A 17,146-nucleotide genomic window follows, 5' to 3' on the forward strand; every position below is an offset into this window, starting at 1 on the left:
ACCGGAGCCGGCGGGGTAGGGCACCCCAGGAACCGCCGGCACCGCGTCTTCCCTCCCAAGAGCCGATGGTGCGACGCCCCTGCTGTCCACGCCGTCCGGCCCTGCAGCCTTATCCCCACCCCCACCGGACCGCACAACACCCCGCGTCACATCGTCCGGCCGCGCGTCCGCGTCCACCTCCCGGCAGGCTCCGGAAGTCTCTCTCGCACGGGGTTCCGGCCGGGCGGGGCCTCGGACGTCGCTGCCCCGCGCGGCGGGCTTCCCGGGGTCCCGGTCCGTGCCGGCGGAATCGCCGGAACCACCGGACTGGAAGTCGTCGGAGTCGGCCCCGCCCCTCGGTGGCGGCACGAGCCAGAGCCGTGGCCGCCGGCCCGCCGCGGAGCGGCCCCCGCCCCCCGCGCCGCCGGACGAGTGCGGGGGCGTGCCGGCTGCCCACTCCCGCGCGGGCGAGCCGCCGTCGCGCCGCCCGGAACCCTGCGAGGCACCGCGCTCCTCCTCCACGGCACCACAGCGACCCACCGGTCGGCCGTTCGGCTCGGGGCCGTCCATCCGGCTCTGTCCCCGCACGGGGCCGGCTCCCCCTTCCGGCAGTTTCGCCCCACCTGATGACATGCCGCCGCGCCGCGGCCCGTCCTCCCGCATCAGAACTCCACCCCTCGACGTGGCCCGCCCGAAACTCCCCATCCCGCGCCGGCCGCGCTCTCCCATCGTCTTCCGACCGCATCGGGCCGTATGGGCGTCACGAACGGACTTCGCACCCTCCTGCCGTCGGGGGTCTGGCGGGCGACCCGCTTCCTCGCCCGGAAATGACCCAAGGCCGCGAAACGCCCGCCTTTCGCCGGACCGGGCCACCCGCCCCATGACCGCGACCGCCGCAGAACGTCGCATCGCGTCTCGACATCACACCCACCCGCGAACGTCGACATCGGGCGAAATCGTCATGCGAACGGCACTGCGCATGCTCTGCTCCGTTTCGGGCCCGCCCCTCGCGGAACCGGAACAGGGCCGGACAGCACCCATGACCAGGCCCGGTCGTCTGGTGCCGTCGGTCAGGTCAGTGGCTGAGATCGCTCGCACGATTGACCTCCCACACCGTCGCGGCCCGAGAAAAAGCTCTGATTATGATCAGCAAATCGAACACGGTGTCGATCGAACTCCCGTACGATGTTGTACACCACACTGGCGACAATTTCGAGGAAGACTCGAACAATTGTTTGAAGATGATCTTCAACAGAGATACGGTCGCTGTGTGCGACACGAAGACCACGGACCGGGAGGTGCGCCGGTTGCGGCGACCCGGCTGGCGAGGAGGAGAGCATGAGCGAGCGAGATGACGCAAACGGGGTCACCGACCTCGCGGTGCGCCGGCGCGACTCCCTGGGCCTGACTCCCAGGCAGCGCAAGATTCTCGAAGTGATTCGCGACTCGGTGCAGCAGCGCGGATATCCGCCGTCCATGCGTGAGATCGGCGAGGCCGTGCAGCTCACGAGCACGTCCAGCGTGTCGCACCAGTTGACGGCGTTGCAGCGCAAGGGCTACCTGCGCCGCGATCCGCACCGGCCCCGCGCCCTGGAGGTTCGCCTCCCCGGCGAGCCCGTGCTCTGGGTCGACCCCGACGCCGGCAGCGAGGAATCCACGGTCAACCGGCCGACGGCCGCCTATGTTCCGCTGGTCGGCCGGATCGCCGCCGGTGGCCCGATCCTCGCCGAGGAGAGCGTCGAGGACGTCTTCGCCCTGCCCAAGCAGCTCGTCGGCGAGGGCACCCTCTTCCTCCTGCAGGTCACCGGTGACTCCATGATCGAGGCCGCCATCGCCGACGGCGACTGGGTCGTCGTCCGCCAGCAGCCGGTCGCGGAGAGCGGCGACATCGTGGCCGCCATGATCGACGGCGAGGCCACGGTCAAGACGTTCAAGCGCAAGGACGGCCACGTCTGGCTGGTCCCGCACAACCCCAACTACGACCCGATCCCCGGTGACGAGGCGAGTGTCCTCGGCAAGGTGGTGGCGGTGCTGCGACGCCTCTGACCGGATGCCCTGCCCGACCGGCCGGTGGCGGCACGTGCTTCGGTCTCCGCCGGCAGGAGGCGACCCGAGCCAGGCCGGCGGGCCCGGGTGCCGTCCCCCGGTCAATCGGCCGTCACGTGCGGCCCAGGCCGTGGAAGGTCCCACATCTAGACTGATGTGGTGAAGGACGCCAGTTACCTGAATGACATCAAAACCGCACATGACGGGTTGAAGTGGGCCAAGGCCGGCCCGGGAGTGATTCCGGCCTGGGTGGCCGACATGGACCTGCCCACCGCACCCGCGGTCGTCGAGGCACTCAAGCGTCGCGCCGAAGGTGACCTGGGCTATCCGGCCTGGCTCGACGCCCCCCAGGGCGGCCCACTGGCCGAGGCGTTCGCCGAACGTATGACCACCCGCTACGGCTGGCGGCCCGCACCGGAGCACGTACGCACGTACTCCGACATCAACCAGGCGCTCCAGGTGCTCCTGCACATCTGGACGCGGCCCGGTGACGGCGTGGCGGTCCACACTCCCGCCTACCACCCCTTCCTGACCACGTTGGAGGACATGGAACGCCCGCTGCGGCCCGTCCAGTTCCACCCCGACGGCGACTCGTGGCGTTTCGAGGTGCCCGACCTGTCGGGGTGCCGGGTCCTGCTGGTGGTCAACCCGCACAACCCCACCGGCCGCGTGTTCACCCGGCAGGAGCTCGAAGAGCTGGCCGAGCACGCCGAACGGCACGACCTGCTGGTGATCGCCGACGAGATTCACGCCGACCTCGCGTACGCGCCGCACGAGCACATCCCGTTCGCGACCCTCCTGCCCGAGCGGACGGTCACGCTCACCTCCGCCACGAAGGCGTTCAACCTCGGCGGCATCCGGTGTTCGGTCGCCCACGTCGGCGTGCCGGAGCTGCGCAGGAGGCTGGACGCGCAGCCGCCGTTCATCTACGGCTCGGCCAACCTGTTCGGGGTGGAGGCGACAGTCGCGGCCTGGCGGCACGGAGACGCCTGGCTGGAGGAGACCCGGGCCGTGCTCGACCGCAACCGCAAGACGATCGCCGCCCGGGTGCCCGAGACGGTCGGCTACCGGATGCCGCAGGCGACCTACCTGGCCTGGCTCGACTACGGCCGGCCGGGGATGGCCGAAGTGCTGGAGCGGGAGGCCAAGGTCCTGCTGAGCGACGGCGCCGCATTCGGTCCTGGCGGCGAGCAGCACGTACGGCTCAACTTCGCCACCACCGAAGAGATCCTCACCGAGATCCTGGACCGCCTCTGGCCGTGAGGTCGGACAGCCCGACGTCGGGCGGCCCAACTCCGCCGTCGGCCGCCCGACGGTGAGGTCGGGCAGCGCGACAAGAGGAGGTCAGACGGCCCCGGCAGTCGGGCAGGCCCGACACGAGGACGTCGGGCGGGCCGGTAGTCAGGCAGGCCCGACACGAGGAGGTCGGCGCGGGCCCGGCAGTCAGGCAGGCCCGACACGAGGACGTCGGGCGGGCCGGTAGTCAGGCAGGCCCGACACGAGGAGGTCGGCGCGGCCCCGGCAGTCAGGCAGGCCCGACACGAGGAGGTCGGCGCGGGCCCGGCAGTCAGGCAGGCCCGATATCCGGACGATCGAACGGCCCGACGGCCCGACCGGCAGTTGGGCGGGCGGGCGGCGCGTGTGGTGGTCCTGGTTTTCACCCTCCCTGTGCGGAAAGCAGATGCCGGAGCAGCACAGGCCGGGCCCTGGCGACGAGGCCCGGCATCCGGTCGAGGAAGGGATGGGACATGGGCGAGCAGCAGCGGGACGTGATCGAGGTTTTGGTGACCGACCACCGTGAGGTCGAGCAGATGTTCTCCGAACTGGAGACGATGGTCGGCGCCATCGGGGAGCGACCCAAGACGCTGGCCGAGCAGGTCGTCATCGAGCTGGTCCGCCACTCGGTGGCCGAGGAACAGTTCCTGTACCCCGCGGTGCGCAAGCACGTGCCCGGCGGCGACAAGGAGGCCGACCACGAGATCGCCGAGCACGCCGAGGCCGAGGAGACGATGAAGCGGCTTGAGGCCCTGGAGCCGGGCGACGCCGAGTTCTGGCCCACCCTGGAGGAGCTGATGCGGCAGATCCGCCACCACATCCAGGACGAGGAGAACGACCTGTTCCCGCGACTGCGGGCGGCCTGCACCGCGGAGGAGCTCACCGAACTGGGCGCCAAGGTGGAGCGGGCGAAGAAGGTGGCGCCGACCCGGCCGCATCCCTCCGCGCCGGACACCCCGCCCGCCAACAAGCTCCTCGGACCCGGAACGGGTCTCGTGGACCGCATCCGCGACGCGCTCTCGGGCCGGGGTCGCGACTGAGTCGCAGGAGCGAAGTGTGGGGCTCGGTTGTCACACCCCGAGTCCCACACCGATTCCTGTCTCTGCGTCAGATCAGGTCGACGCGTTCCTGGGCGATGGGGTAGCCGACCCTCGCGAAGTGGGCGGCCACCGGAACGTTGGTCTGGTCAGTCCCGGCGACGATGCGGTCCACGCCCTCGTCAGCGAGCTTGTGAGTGGCCTCGACGAGCAGGTCGTAGGCGTATCCGTGGCCGCGGTGCTCGGGTACGACGCCGATGTAGCCGATGACAGGGTCTCCATAGTTGCGGGCGGGGACGCTGAGGCCGACGAGTTCCCCGGCAGGGGTGTAGGCAAGCCGCCACCACTCGCGCGGGCTCGGCAACCAGCGCAGGTAATCCAGTTCTTCCTGCGCGGCCGCCTCCAGCCCGGATGCGGCGACGGTGCGGCGCGCATGGGCGTCGAGACTGCCCTGGTGAATACGACGGAAGACGTCGAGGATCGCCGCGTCGTCGGGCTCGGGACGGAATTCGAGGCGGCCGGGGCGCGCGGGCACGCCGCAGTCCGGCGTCCAGCGGTAGCGGTACCGCTCGGCCAGAGGCGACATTCCTGCGGCGATGGCCGCGTCGATCCGGGCCTGGGCCTGCTCCCGGACTGCGGGGACGTCGCGCCAGCCGGGCGGCAGCTTGAGTGAGTACTCGGCCTGCAGCGGTGAGGCGCGGAGCAGTTGGACGGCCGCATTGGCGTCCGTGAAGTCGAACCAGTCCAGAGCGACCGGTTTGTCGTCTTCTGGCCCGGCCCACCAGGCTGCTCGCGCGACGACGACGCCGTCTCGCAGGGCCACCCAGGTCCACTCAGGGCGGTACTCACCGGCGGCGGCCATCTCGCTGTAGGTGTCGCCGAAGGCGGCGAAGCCGACCAGGCCGGGATCGGGCAGGGAGTCGAAAAGTGCTTCCTCGCCCGTGACGAGGGGGCGGATGACCAGATCGGTCACGTGAGGGGTCCTTCCGGGTAGCGGCGCGCTCCCCTTCAGATCCTCGGCGTCCTCAGAACGGGGTGGGAGCACATGAGAGTCAGCTGGCTCACGGTTCCCACCCCCCTTTCGCGGTCGAGGACGCGAGCGGAGCCTAGCAGCGTGCTCGAATGACCGGCAACAGCGTTCGGCCTGCCGCACGCACCACATCTCGACCCGCCGATACGGGGCCTGCGACACACCGGAACGCTGCGGCCCTGACCCGTACGAGTCCGCCGGGCCGAGGACCCGCAGCTCGATTGCTGCGAACGGCTCCAGGCCCGACCCCACCCGAAGGCCGAGACTCGGTAGGCCCGTCCGTGACCGGCCCCAAGTCCATGATCACCGGCTTGGCGTCAACCGCTGTGCCGATGTTCCCCGAGGCCGGTCTGGTGGGGGGAGTGTCTCCTGGCGGGGCCGCTACGGAAGCGGGGGCAGGGCCGGCGGGGTCGCCGCCGGGCGTTCCTCCAGGGCGGCCAGCGCCAGCTCGACCGCCTTCTCCAGTTGGGGGTCACGCCCCGCCACCCGGTCCTGCGGTGTCATGACGACCTCCACGTCCGGGTCCACGCCGTGGTTCTCCACGGCCCATCCCGGCCCTTCGAGCCAGAACGAGTAGCGCGGCTGGGTCACCACGGTGCCGTCCACCAGCGAGTAGCGCGAGTCGATGCCGATCACGCCGCCCCACGTCCGGGTGCCGACGAGCGGGCCGAGGGCGCGGTTCTTGATGCCGGCGCTGACGATGTCGCCGTCGGACCCGGCGAACTCGTCGGCGACGGCCACGATGGGCCCGCGCGGCGAGTCGTCGGGGTAGCGGGTGGGCTCGTAGCCGCGGGCGTGCGCCCAGCCGGTGACCCTGCGCGACAGCTTCTCCAGCACCAGCTCGGAGGTGTGGCCGCCGCCGTTCTCGCGGACGTCCACGACGAGCCCTTCGCGGGCCATCTCGGTCCGCAGGTCGCGGTGGAACTGCGCCCAGCCGGAGGCCACCATGTCGGGGACGTGCAGGTAGCCGAGGCGGCCGTTCGACGCCTCGCGGACGTAGGCCCGGCGGCCCTCCACCCAGTCGTGGTAGCGCAGCGTGGTCTCGTCGTCGACGGGGGTGACGACGACGCGGCGCGGATCGCCTCCGGAGGCGGGCCGTACCGTCAGCTCGGTGGGCCGCCCCGCGGTGCCTGCCAGCAGCGGGAGCGGGCCGCGCACGGGGTCGACGGGCCGCCCGCCGACGGCGACGATCGCGTCGCCCTCCCGTACGGCGACGCCGGGGGCGAGGAGCGGCGAGCGGGCGTCGTGGTCGGACGTCTCCCCCGGCAGGATGCGGGTCACCCGCCACGTGCCGTCGTCGTCGCGGGTCAGGTCGGCGCCGAGGAGGCCCTGGCGGCGGCGCGGGTCGGCCGGCATGCCGTTGGCGCGGGCGTAGGCGTGGGAGGTGCCGAGCTCGCCCTGCACCTCCCACAGCAGGTCGATCAGTTCGGAGTAGGCGCCGATCCGGTCGACCAGCGGCAGGTAGCGGTCGAGCGCGCGCTGCCAGTCGACGCCGTTCATGTCGGCCCGCCAGAAGTGGTCGCGCATGAGACGGCCGGCCTCCAGGTAGCCCTGCCGCCACTCGGCGACGGGGTCGAGCTGCACCGACACGCGGTCGAGGTCGATGGTGACGACCTCCTCGCCCTCGCCGGCCGAGCGGGTCTGCAGGCCGTTCTTGCCGTTGAGGACGAGGCGGGTGCCGTCGCCGCTCACCTCGAACGCCCGCAGTTCCCTGCCGAGCTCCACCTTGCAGCGCTTCTTGAGGTCGTAGCGTTCGAGCACGACCTCGCCGGTGTTCTCGGTGCCGTCGCCGAGCTGGCCGGTCAGCGGGAGCCGCAGCCAGAGCAGCGCGTCCTTGGCGGTGCGCAGGTTGTCGTAGCGGCCGGCGGGCACGGGCACGGGCACGACGCGGGAGGCGAGCCCGTCCGGATCGACCTCCGTCCGCGGCGGCGTGTCGTCCTTGCCTGGTTTGTCGTCCTTGCCGGGCTTGTCGTCTTCGCCGTTGAAGCCGCGGCCCTGCAGACTCGGGTCGAACGGCGAGGGCGTCGTCGCCAGCAGGGGCACCAGGTACGGCCGGCACCCGGAGGGGAAGGCCAGGTCGAACACGTGCGCGTCGTACACCGGGTCGAACGTCCGCACCGACAGGAAGGCCAGGTGCTTGCCGTCCCGGGTGAAGACGGGGTCGTAGTCGGAGAAGCGCACCGGGGTCACGTCGATGACGGACGTGCCGTCGACGCGGCCCATCCTGATCTGTGACAGGGGGCTCTGGTGCGGGTGCACCCAGGCCAGCCAGGCCGAGTCCGGGGAGAACGTCAGCCCGCTGATGTCGCCGTGCGTGGTGCGGTCGAGCTCCCTGCTCTGCCCGGACTCGACGTCGACGAGCAGCAGCCGCCCGTCGTGGGTGGCCACGGCCACGTGCTTGGCGTCGGGCGCGGCGGCGAGGTCGAGCACCCGGCCCAGCTCGCCCGCGGCCAGGGTGCGGATGTCGCCGCCGGGCGTGCCGACCTCCAGCCCGTCCTCGCCGGAGGCGTCGGAGACCCAGACGGCCTGCCCGTCACGGCCGAGCACGCGCGGCAGGCGTACCCGGACGCCCGGCTGGGCCCGCAGCGTGCCGGCGGGACCGTCACGGTGGGTCACCCAGTGGGCGGTGCCGCGGATCTCGACTGCGCTCGCCCGTCCGGTCGCGTCCGGCGAGAAGCCGCCGACGCGGGCCGGCGCCGGGCGCCGGGCGCGGGCCGGGCGCGGCCCGCTGAGCGTGATGTCCAGCTTGTACGGCTCGGCGTCCAGGCCGTCGAGCAGCCACAGGTCGCCGGCGTGGCTGTAGACCACCCGCTGCCCGTCGGTCGAGGCGTGGCGGGCGTAGAACTGGTCGTGGGAGGTGTGCCGTCGCAGGTCCGAGCCGTCGGGCAGGGACGAGTAGACGTTCCCGACGCCGTCGGTGTCGGCCAGGAACGCCAGCCGCTCCCCCACCCACATGACGGACCAGTGCTGCGCCGCGCTGTCGGCGAACAGCCGGGTGAACGCGCCGTCGCCCTGGGCGTCCACCCAGATCTTGCCCGCGGTGCCGCCGCGGTAGCGCTTCCACTGCGACGGCTCGCGCCACAGGGCCGAGACGGTGGCGACCCTGTCGCCGCTGGTCACGGCCTCGCTGACCCAGCCGTACGGCAGGCGCCTGGCCGGTCCGCCGTCGAGCGGGACCGCGTGGGCCCACATCCGGCTGCGTCCGCCCTGGCCGAAGGAGGTGACCGCCAGCACGTCGCCGTCGGCGGTCCACCCTCGGGTGCCCGTCATCGCGTTGCCCCAGTGGGTGAGCCGATCGCCCTCGGGGCCGTCGATCTCGGCGGCGAACACCTCGGGCGCCTCCTCGCGGTGACTGGTCCACGCGATGCGGGTGCCGTCGGGTGAGAATCTCGGGTACGACACGGGGACGCGGTCGGCGGTGAACCGCCAGGCCCTGCCTCCCGCCAGCGGGGCCAGCCAGACGTCGTCGTCGGCGACGAAGGTGACCAGATCACCGTGCAGATGCGGATATCTCAGGTATGCGCCAGTAGTCACACGTGAACACTAATGCCGTCGATCGTGGGCGGGCGTAACTTTGTCGTGCCCTGGTGGCCGGCCGGGGATGGGCGCAGGACGCCTGGGCAGGGGTGACGTCGCACCAGAGCACACTGCGAGGGATCATGAGGATGTTCGCCCAGGCACACCAGATGCCGCCCCGCGTGGCGGCCGGCGCCTTCTTCCTGAGTTCGGGGTTGTCCAAGCACAACGCCGACCGGGACACCGCGCAAGGCCTGCACGGCATGGCCGTCGGCACGTATCCGTTCCTGCGGAAGCAGGATCCCGAGGTCTTCACCCGGCTGCTGTCGAAGGCGGAGATCGCGATGGGGGTGGCGCTGCTCGTCCCGGCGGTGCCGTCGCTGCTGGCGGGAGCCGCGCTGACCGGGTTCGCGGGCGGGCTGCTCGGCCTGTACCTGAAGACGCCGGGCATGCGGCAGGAGAGCAGCCTGCGGCCGTCGCCGCAGGGCATCCAGCTCGCCAAGGACGTCTGGCTGCTCGGCATCGGGCTCGGGCTGGTGCTGGACGAGCTGCTCCACCGCTGACAGGTCCCTGACGCTAGTCCGGCGCTCTGCTGGGTAGCCCGCCATCATGGTACAAATCGGATACACCTTGATGTGCGAGCAGACACCGGTGCGTCAGCTCGTCGAGGACGCCGTCACGGCCGAGCGGACCGGCTTCGACTACGCGGTCATCTCCGATCACTACTTCCCGTGGCTGGAGGAGCAGGGGCACTCCGCGTACGCGTGGTCCGTGCTCGGCGCGGTGGCGCAGGCCACCGAGCGGCTGCCGCTCATGACGTACGTGACGTGCCCGATCATGCGCTACCACCCGGCCGTCGTCGCCCAGAAGGCCGCCACCATGGGCGTGCTGAGCGGCGGGCGGTTCACGCTCGGCCTCGGCGCGGGCGAGAACCTGAACGAGCACGTCATCGGCGAGGGCTGGCCGAGCGCGGACACGCGGCACCGGATGTTCCGGGAGGCGCTGCAGATCATCAGGGAGCTGTTCGAGGGCGGCTACGTCACCTCCCAGGGCGAGTACTTCGATCTCGACTCGGCCAAGCTGTGGGACCTGCCGGAGGAGCCGGTCCCGATCGGCGTGGCCGCCTCGGGCCCGAGGTCGGCCCGCGTCGCCGCCGAGTACGGCGACCTGCTGATCTCCACCGAACCGGCTCCTGAGGTGGTCGAGCGGTTCGGCGCCGCCGGCGGCTCGGGCAAGCCGGTGTACGGCCAGCTCGCCGTGTCGTACGACGCCGACGCCGAGGCCGCCAAGGAGCGGGCCCACCGACTGTGGCGGTGGGCGACGTCGGGCTGGAAGGTCATGGCGGAGCTGCCGGGCCCGGTGAACTTCGCCGCCGCCACGCAGACCGTGCGGCCGGAGGACGTCGCCTCCAGCGTGCCGTGCGGCGACGACGTCGGCGCGGTGGTCGAGGCGGTGCGCGCGTACGTCGAGGCGGGGCATACGCACCTCGCGCTCGTGCAGGTCGGGCACGACCAACAGGAGCCGTTCTTCGACTGGGCGGGCAAGGAACTGCTGCCCGCGCTCCGCGAGCTGTAGCCGTCGGGGAGCGCGGGCGACGCCTCGTCAGGGGACGATGTTGACCAGCTTGGGCACCCGCACGATGACCTTGCGCGGCTCGCCCGAGAGGTAGGGCGTGATCTTGTCGGAGGCCAGGGCCAGGGCCCGCAGCTCGTCCTCGGCGATGGTAGGCGGCACCTCCAGGCGGTCGCGGACCTTGCCGGCCACCTGGACGACGCAGGTCACCGACCCCTGCACCAGCAGGGCGGGATCGGCGACGGGCCAGCCGGCGTGCGACACCGAGCCGGTGCGGCCCAGCCGCTCCCAGCCCTCCTCCGCCGTGTAGGGGGCGACCAGCGACAGCATGACGGCCAGCGCCTCGGCGGCCTCCCGCACCGCGGGGTCGGCGGCGCCGGGCCCGGAGTCGATGGCCTTGCGGGCGGCCGAGGTCAGCTCCATCATGCGCGCCACCGCGACGTTGAAGCGGTGCGACTCGACCAGCCGGGTGACCTCGTCGACCGTGCGGTGGGTGAACTTGCGCAGCTCCAGGTCGCCGCCGTCGAACGGGACGCCCGGCGCGCTGCTCACCTCGTCCATCACGCGGAAGGCGCGGGCCAGGAACTTCTGCGACGCGGCCGGCGAGACGTCGGCCCAGTCGATGTCGTCCTCCGGCGGCCCGGCGAAGACCATGGTCAGCCGGACCGCGTCGACGCCGTAGGCGTCGATCTGCTGGCCCAGGTCGACGCCGTTGCCCAGGGACTTGGACATGGCCTTGCCGCCGTTGATGACCTGACCCTGGTTGAGCAGGCGCAGGAACGGCTCGGTGAAGTCGACCATGCCCATGTCGTGCAGGACCTTGGTGAAGAACCTGGAGTACAGCAGGTGCAGCACCGCGTGCTCCACGCCGCCGACGTACTGGTCGACCGGACCCCACTTGCGGACCTGCTCGACGTCGAACGGGCCTTCGGTGTAGCCGGGCGAGCAGTAGCGCAGGTAGTACCAGGACGAGTCGACGAAGGTGTCCATCGTGTCGGTGTCGCGCATGGCGGGACCACCGCACTTGGGGCACTCGACGTTGACCCAGTCGGTGGCGCCGGCCAGCGGGGAGATCCCCTTGGGCGCCAGCGCCTCGCCGCGCAGGTCGGGCAGCGTGACGGGCAACTGGTCGTCGGGGACGGGCACCTCGCCGCAGTCGAGGCAGTGGATGATCGGGATCGGCGTGCCCCAGAACCGCTGGCGGGACAGCAGCCAGTCGCGCAGCCGGAAGTTGACCGAGGCGGTGCCCTTGCCGTCGGCCTCCAGGATCTCGATGATCCTGCGGATGGCCTCGACCTTGCTCAGCCCGTCGAGCGGGCCGGAGTTGACCAGGGTGCCCTCGCCCGGCGTGGCCTCGCCGGTCTCGCCCGGGTCGGCCAGGCCGGTGTGGACGACGACCTTGACCGGCAGCCCGAACTTCAGCGCGAAGTCGAGGTCGCGCTGGTCGTGGGCGGGCACCGCCATGATGGCGCCGTGGCCGTAGTCGGACAGCACGTAGTCGGCGGCCCAGACCGGGATGCGCTCGCCGTTGACCGGGTTGATCGCGTAGCGGCCCAGGAAGACGCCGGTCTTCTCCTTGTCGGTGGACAGCCGCTCGATGTCGCTCAGCTTGGCGACCTCGGCGCGGTAGGCCTCGAACGCCTCGCGCTGCTCGTCGGTGACGATCTCGTCGGCCAGCGGCGCGTCCACGGCGACCACGAAGAACGTGGCGCCGAACAGGGTGTCGGGCCGCGTGGTGTAGACGTGGACCGGCTCCTCGCGCCCCTCGATCTCGAACAGCACGTCGGCGCCCTCGGAGCGGCCGATCCAGTTGCGCTGCATGGTGAGCACGCGCTCGGGCCAGCCGCCCTCCAGCTGGCCCATGTCGTCCAGCAGCCGCTGCGCGTAATCAGTGATCTTGAAGTACCACTGCGTCAGCTCGCGGCGGATGACGTCGGCGCCGCAGCGCTCGCAGCGGCCGGCCACGACCTGCTCGTTGGCCAGCACCGTCTGGTCGTTGGGACACCAGTTGACCAGGCCGCCCTTGCGGTAGGCCAGGCCCCGCTCGAAGAACCGGTTGAACAGCCACTGGTTCCACCGGTAGTAGTCGGCGTCGCTGGTGTGCAGGCGGCGCGACCAGTCGAAGGAGATCCCGTAGCGCTTGAAGGAGTGCGCCTGGGTCTCGATGTTGGCGTAGGTCCACTCGGCCGGGTGCGCGTTGCGCTTGATCGCGGCGTTCTCGGCGGGCAGGCCGAAGGAGTCCCAGCCGATGGGGTGCAGCACGTTGTAGCCGCGCTGGAACCAGTAGCGCGCGACGACGTCGCCGATCGCGAAGACCTCGCCGTGCCCCATGTGGAGGTCGCCGGAGGGGTAGGGGAACATGTCGAGCATGTAACGCCGCTCCCGGGGGTCGGCGGCGTCCTCACCCGCCCGGAACGGGTCCACTTCCTCCCATCGCTGCCGCCACTTGGCCTGCAGCGCCTGCGGATCGTACTCACTCACGGCGATTGTCCTTCTGGCTCGACTCGGACCCATAAGAAAACCCCTCGTGCGCAGGACGAGGGGCAGCCGCGACGGCGAGACCTAGGGCCGTCGCGGCTCGCTAAGAAGCAGGGTCGCGGCACGCATAGGTCAAGCCTAGCGCACCTCTTCAGGGGATTGCCGATACTCCAGGCAGGCAGGACCGCACCAGAGGCACGTCAGTTACGCGATACCCGATGGTGATCTATCCGTTGTGACCTCATATGTCCCATTAGATTACCCTCGACCTCGTGAGACCTCGGGCGGAGTACGACGGATCCGCGGCCGGCCTGCCCATGCAGGACCCGCCCACAGATCCCTACGGCTTCGCTCGTTTCGCTGCGGAACGCGCTGAGTCTCCTGGAAAATCCCATGAGATCATGCGCCATGCGCCAAACGAGGACATAACACCACCAGGAGGTACGGGAGCCATGGCAACGGAGCATTCCGGAGCACCGCACCCCCCACCATCCTGGCCCGAGGTGCCTCCGCAGGAGGCTTCCCGGCGCGAGGTCCCCACGTCCTGGCCCGAGAGCGGCCGCCAGGACGTTCCCACGTCGTGGCCCGAACCTTCCGCGCAGCCGTCCTGGCCGGATGTCACGGTGGCGTCGTCCGCCCGCCGATCGGCCCCCCAGTCCTCGGACCAGTCCTCGGACCGGCCCTCGACCCCGCCGGCCGGGCCCTCCGCGCAGGCGGCGCCCGGGCGGCCGGGGTCGGGGTCGCATCCGTCCTGGCCGCAGGCGCCCGCCGACGACCCGCCGACCGCCCATCAGGCTCCCGTGCCTGCCTGGCAGGAGGCCCAGCCGTCGGCGGGCGCGTGGTCCAACCTCAGCTCACCCGCCCCGTGGCCGCGCACCGACGCCCAGCCCGCCCCCGTCCCCGCCGACCCGATGGAGCGCACGGCCGCGTACGCCCCGCCCGCCGCCGGCGCCGCGCAGCAGGGCCCGTACGGGGGGAGCCCGGGCGGCGTGCCGGAGGACCCCCACGGCCGGGGGCCGGGCGCCGAGCCGGATCCCCGGCAGGGCGGTGGCACGCCGCTCGACGAGCGGGCCGTGCCGCGCGGCCGGGCGCACCCCGGCGACGAGCGCGTGGCCGGCGGCTCCGGGCACGCCGCCCCGCCCGGCGACGGCCAGTTCCACGACCCCGCCAGGCCGGGCGCGAACCTGAGCCGCGACCCGTCCGACCCCGACCGCCCGTTCGTCACGGCCGGGCAGATCAGCGGCTCGCGCACCCCGCCGCCGGAGCGCCAGCAGGAGCTCTGGAACACCGTCTTCGGCGACAACTACGAGGCCATGGACGAGCCCGAGCAACTGGAGGAGCAGGGCCGGCCCATCTGGATCTACGCGCTGGCGGGGTCCGTGGCGATCGCACTGGTGGCGGCGCTCGGCTGGGCGTTCCTGGCGGGCCCGCTGGCCGGCGAGGACCCCAAGGCCGCCGCCGCCTCGCCACCGGCCACGCCGAAGACCTCCGGAACCCCCACGAGGCGCGCCGGTTCGATCCCGTCGCTGCCGAGGTATCGCGGCAAGGCCGCCCCGGTCGTCGGCGTGGTGCAGGACCAGCAGGCGAGGGTCACCGTGCCCCGCCTGGGCGGCACCTGGCAGCTCGACCAGCGTCCGACCGTGCAGGGCACGTACGGCTTCGCCACCCGCCAGTACGTCCAGACGGGCCCGGGCGTCTACGCCCAGGTCATGACCGGTCCGCTGCCGGAGCGGATGGCCGCCTTCCACACCTCGGACACCGACCTGGAGCCGGCGATCAAGGCCGTCGTGGTGAACGCGCGCAAGAAGTTCTTCCCGCCGGACAACAAGGTCCGCAAGATCGCCCAGCAGCCGCTGAAGGTCGGGACGGCCTCCGGCCAGCTCATCGCCTACTCGCTGACCTCCGCCACGCAGCGGGCGACCATCGTCACGGCCGCCGTCAACACCGGCAACGACGTCCCGGCGATCGTCTACATGTCGGTCCCGTCCACCGCGCGCCAGTTGCTGCCGGACGTCAACACGGTGGTCCGGCAGCTCAAGGTCACCTCGGCGAACCCGTAGGGGTCAGAACGAGCACTCCATGTGCTTGATGCCGTTGATGAAGCTGCTGTGGAGGCGGTCGGGCCGGCCGCCCTCGATCTGCGGGACCCGGCGCAGCAGCTCGCTGAACATGAGCGTGATCTCGCGGCGCGCCAGGTGGGCGCCCAGGCAGAAGTGCGGACCCGGCCCGCCGAAACCGACGTGCGGGTTGGGGTCGCGGGTGATGTCGAACCGGTAGGGGTCGTCGAACACCTCGGGGTCGCGGTTGGCCGCCCAGTAGAACAGCACGACCTTGTGGCCCTTCGGGTACAGGTGGCCGTTCATCTCGAAGTCGCGGGTCACCTTGCGGCGCATGAAGTTCACCGGTGAGGCGAGCCGGACGATCTCCTCCACCGCGCGGGGCGCGTGGCCGTCGATGTCCCGCAGCCACCGGGCGCGCTGGTCGGGGTTCTTGGTGAGCAGGCGCAGCCCGTACGAGATCGCGTTGCGGGTGGTCTCGTTGCCCGCGACCACGAGCAGGATGAAGAACGAGCCGAGCTCCTGCATGGTCAGCCGCTCGCCGTCGATGTTGGCGTTGACCAGCGAGGACGTCAGGTCGCCGGTGGGGTGCTCGGCGCGGTAGGCGGCCAGGTCCTGCACGAGCTGCTGGAGCTCCATCCCGGCGGTGAGCAGTCGCTCGGCGACGGTGGTCATGTCGCCGCCGGTGTACTCGGGGTCGAAGCCGCCGAGGATGACGTTGGAGCGGTCGAAGACGAACCGGTAGTCGCTCTCCGGGATGCCCATCATGTCGCAGATGATCTTCAAGGGCAGCCGGGCGGCCACGTCGGTGACGAAGTCGCCGCCGGGGCCCTGGGCGAGCAGGTCGTCCACGATCTTCGCCGCCGCCGTCTCCACGTCGGCCTCGAACTGCTTGACCATCTTCGGGGTGAAGGCCCGCGAGACGATCCGGCGCAGGCGGGCGTGGCGCGGGTCATCCATGTTGATCATGGAGCCGAAGTACTCGGCGAACTCCGCCGGCATGTCGGGGATGTTCGTCGCGCCGCCACCGCCCGAGCAGAAGACCTCGGGGTTGCGGCTGGCCTCGACGATGTCGGCGTGCTTGACCAGCGCGTAGTAGCCCGGCCCCTTCGGGGCGAAGGAGACTTCCATCTCCTCGAAGAAGGCCGGCTCGTCCAGGGCGCGCAGCCGGTCGAACGCCTCCTCCCGCTCGGCCATGGGCCTGGCCCAGAAGACGCTCTCGGACAGATCGAAGTCGACGGCGCTCATGAGGCCATCATTCGGAGAAGGACCCTTCCGCGTCAATGGTTACGACGTACGCCGTACGTGGGTGCGTCAGCGGGCCGGGCCGAGCCAGTCGAGCACCAGCCGGTTGACCTCCTCCGGCCGTTCGAGGTGCAGGAAGTGCCCCGCGCCGGGCACCCGCTCGGCGCGGGACCCGTCGGGCAGATGGTCGAGCACACCCTCGGCGACGCCGGGCGCGAGGCAGCCGTCCTGCTCTCCGTGCAGGTAGAGGACCGGACCGGTGAGCGCGGGGTCCGGCTCCGGGTGACGGCCGGACGGCGGGGTGGTGCCGAGCATGGCGCGGTAGTAGCCGATCGCCGCCGCCAGGTTCGCGGGCCGGCCGATGCTCCGCCGGACGAACTCGATGTCCTGGCCGGCGTCGTAGCCAGGCGACCAGTCCCGCCACAGGCCCTCCAGGAAGCCGGGCGCGGACGCCGCCATCTCGGCCAGCGAGGTCTGGAACAGGAACACGTAGAACGACCGTTTGAGCTGCTCGTACTCCAGGAAGCCGGGCAGCAGGGCGCCCGCGGGCGGCACGGCCATGGCGACCGCCCGCCGGAAGCGTCCGGCCGTGGCGTACACGGGGAAGGCTCCCCAGTCGTGGCCGACGATGACCGCGTCGCCGTCGCCGCCGAGCTCCTCGTGCAGGGCGAGCACGTCCGCCACCAGCGCGGCGCCCTCGTAGGCGCCGTCGGCGGGGATCTCGGTCGGCGCGTACCCGCGGGTGAAGGGGGCGACGGCGCGGTAGCCGCGCGCGGCCAGCTCGGGCATCAGGTGCCGCCAGGTGTGCGCCGTGTCGGGGAAGCCGTGCAGGCACAGGGCCAGCGGCCCCTCCCCTACGGCCAGATACGCGAACTCCACACCGTTGGCGTGGATAGTCCTGATCTCCATGG

At 71.6% G+C, this 17,146-nt stretch carries 11 protein-coding genes; 6 read left to right on the plus strand and 5 right to left on the minus strand.

From position 1 onward, the window contains the following. Nucleotides 1-1,317 precede the first annotated feature (1,317 nt). The 3 genes from lexA to ACGF0J_RS26435 all read left to right on the plus strand — a co-directional run bounded on the left by lexA (nucleotide 1,318) and on the right by ACGF0J_RS26435 (nucleotide 4,340). Nucleotides 1,318-2,025 carry a transcriptional repressor LexA gene (gene lexA, locus ACGF0J_RS26425; RefSeq protein ID WP_393149724.1) on the plus strand — a complete coding sequence of 236 codons (708 nt, stop codon included), beginning with the start codon at nucleotides 1,318-1,320 and terminating at the stop codon, nucleotides 2,023-2,025. Nucleotides 2,026-2,184: 159 nt separating this feature from the next. Then, the gene (locus ACGF0J_RS26430; protein WP_393149726.1) at nucleotides 2,185-3,288 is read left to right on the plus strand and encodes a MalY/PatB family protein; all 1,104 of its coding nucleotides are present in this window, start codon (nucleotides 2,185-2,187) and stop codon (nucleotides 3,286-3,288) included. Between the two features lie 485 nt (nucleotides 3,289-3,773). Next, a complete protein-coding gene (locus ACGF0J_RS26435; protein WP_393149728.1) occupies nucleotides 3,774-4,340 on the plus strand; it encodes a hemerythrin domain-containing protein in 567 nt (188 codons plus the stop codon). 67 nt (nucleotides 4,341-4,407) lie between these two features. Here ACGF0J_RS26435 and ACGF0J_RS26440 read toward each other — a convergent pair whose 3' ends face one another. After that, on the minus strand, nucleotides 4,408-5,310 hold the full coding sequence (locus ACGF0J_RS26440) for a GNAT family N-acetyltransferase (RefSeq protein WP_393149730.1): 903 nt from the start codon (nucleotides 5,308-5,310) through the stop codon (nucleotides 4,408-4,410). Nucleotides 5,311-5,748: 438 nt separating this feature from the next. Then, complete coding sequence (locus ACGF0J_RS26445) at nucleotides 5,749-8,901, minus strand: PDZ domain-containing protein (RefSeq protein ID WP_393149732.1); 3,153 nt, start codon at nucleotides 8,899-8,901, stop codon at nucleotides 5,749-5,751. Nucleotides 8,902-9,026: 125 nt separating this feature from the next. On the opposite strand from ACGF0J_RS26445, the gene ACGF0J_RS26450 reads away from it, so the two are divergent. Both ACGF0J_RS26450 and ACGF0J_RS26455 read left to right on the plus strand, forming a co-directional pair. Next, a complete protein-coding gene (locus ACGF0J_RS26450) occupies nucleotides 9,027-9,446 on the plus strand; it encodes a hypothetical protein (protein ID WP_393149734.1) in 420 nt (139 codons plus the stop codon). A 46-nt stretch (nucleotides 9,447-9,492) separates the two neighbouring features. Beyond that, nucleotides 9,493-10,458, plus strand: a complete 966-nt coding sequence (locus ACGF0J_RS26455) for an LLM class F420-dependent oxidoreductase (protein WP_393149736.1) — start codon at nucleotides 9,493-9,495, stop codon at nucleotides 10,456-10,458. Nucleotides 10,459-10,485: 27 nt separating this feature from the next. Here the strand turns inward: ACGF0J_RS26455 and leuS are convergent, their stop codons facing one another. Continuing rightward, entirely contained in the window at nucleotides 10,486-12,969 is a 2,484-nt protein-coding gene (leuS, locus tag ACGF0J_RS26460; protein WP_393149738.1) for a leucine--tRNA ligase, read from the minus strand. 764 nt (nucleotides 12,970-13,733) lie between these two features. Between leuS and ACGF0J_RS26465 the strand changes: the two genes are divergently transcribed. Next, nucleotides 13,734-14,993, plus strand: coding sequence for a hypothetical protein (locus ACGF0J_RS26465; protein WP_393149740.1), 1,260 nt, complete (start codon nucleotides 13,734-13,736; stop codon nucleotides 14,991-14,993). A 3-nt stretch (nucleotides 14,994-14,996) separates the two neighbouring features. Here ACGF0J_RS26465 and ACGF0J_RS26470 read toward each other — a convergent pair whose 3' ends face one another. After that, the gene (locus tag ACGF0J_RS26470; protein WP_393149742.1) at nucleotides 14,997-16,238 is read right to left on the minus strand and encodes a cytochrome P450; all 1,242 of its coding nucleotides are present in this window, start codon (nucleotides 16,236-16,238) and stop codon (nucleotides 14,997-14,999) included. 66 nt (nucleotides 16,239-16,304) lie between these two features. Continuing rightward, nucleotides 16,305-17,144, minus strand: coding sequence for an alpha/beta fold hydrolase (locus ACGF0J_RS26475; protein ID WP_393149744.1), 840 nt, complete (start codon nucleotides 17,142-17,144; stop codon nucleotides 16,305-16,307). Nucleotides 17,145-17,146 lie beyond the last annotated feature (2 nt).

The sequence above is a fragment of the Nonomuraea sp. NPDC047897 genome, from assembly GCF_043204415.1.
In the GTDB taxonomy this organism is placed as follows: Bacteria; Actinomycetota; Actinomycetes; order Streptosporangiales; family Streptosporangiaceae; genus Nonomuraea.

Coding starts and splice junctions, on each gene's coding strand:
- lexA (WP_393149724.1), top strand. CDS start 1,318: ATGAGCGAGCGAGATGACGCAAACGGGGTCACCGACCTCGCGGTGCGC.
- ACGF0J_RS26470 (WP_393149742.1), bottom strand. CDS start 16,238: ATGAGCGCCGTCGACTTCGATCTGTCCGAGAGCGTCTTCTGGGCCAGG.
- ACGF0J_RS26450 (WP_393149734.1), top strand. CDS start 9,027: ATGAGGATGTTCGCCCAGGCACACCAGATGCCGCCCCGCGTGGCGGCC.
- ACGF0J_RS26455 (WP_393149736.1), top strand. CDS start 9,493: ATGGTACAAATCGGATACACCTTGATGTGCGAGCAGACACCGGTGCGT.
- leuS (WP_393149738.1), bottom strand. CDS start 12,969: ATGGGTCCGAGTCGAGCCAGAAGGACAATCGCCGTGAGTGAGTACGAT.
- ACGF0J_RS26475 (WP_393149744.1), bottom strand. CDS start 17,144: ATGGAGATCAGGACTATCCACGCCAACGGTGTGGAGTTCGCGTATCTG.
- ACGF0J_RS26435 (WP_393149728.1), top strand. CDS start 3,774: ATGGGCGAGCAGCAGCGGGACGTGATCGAGGTTTTGGTGACCGACCAC.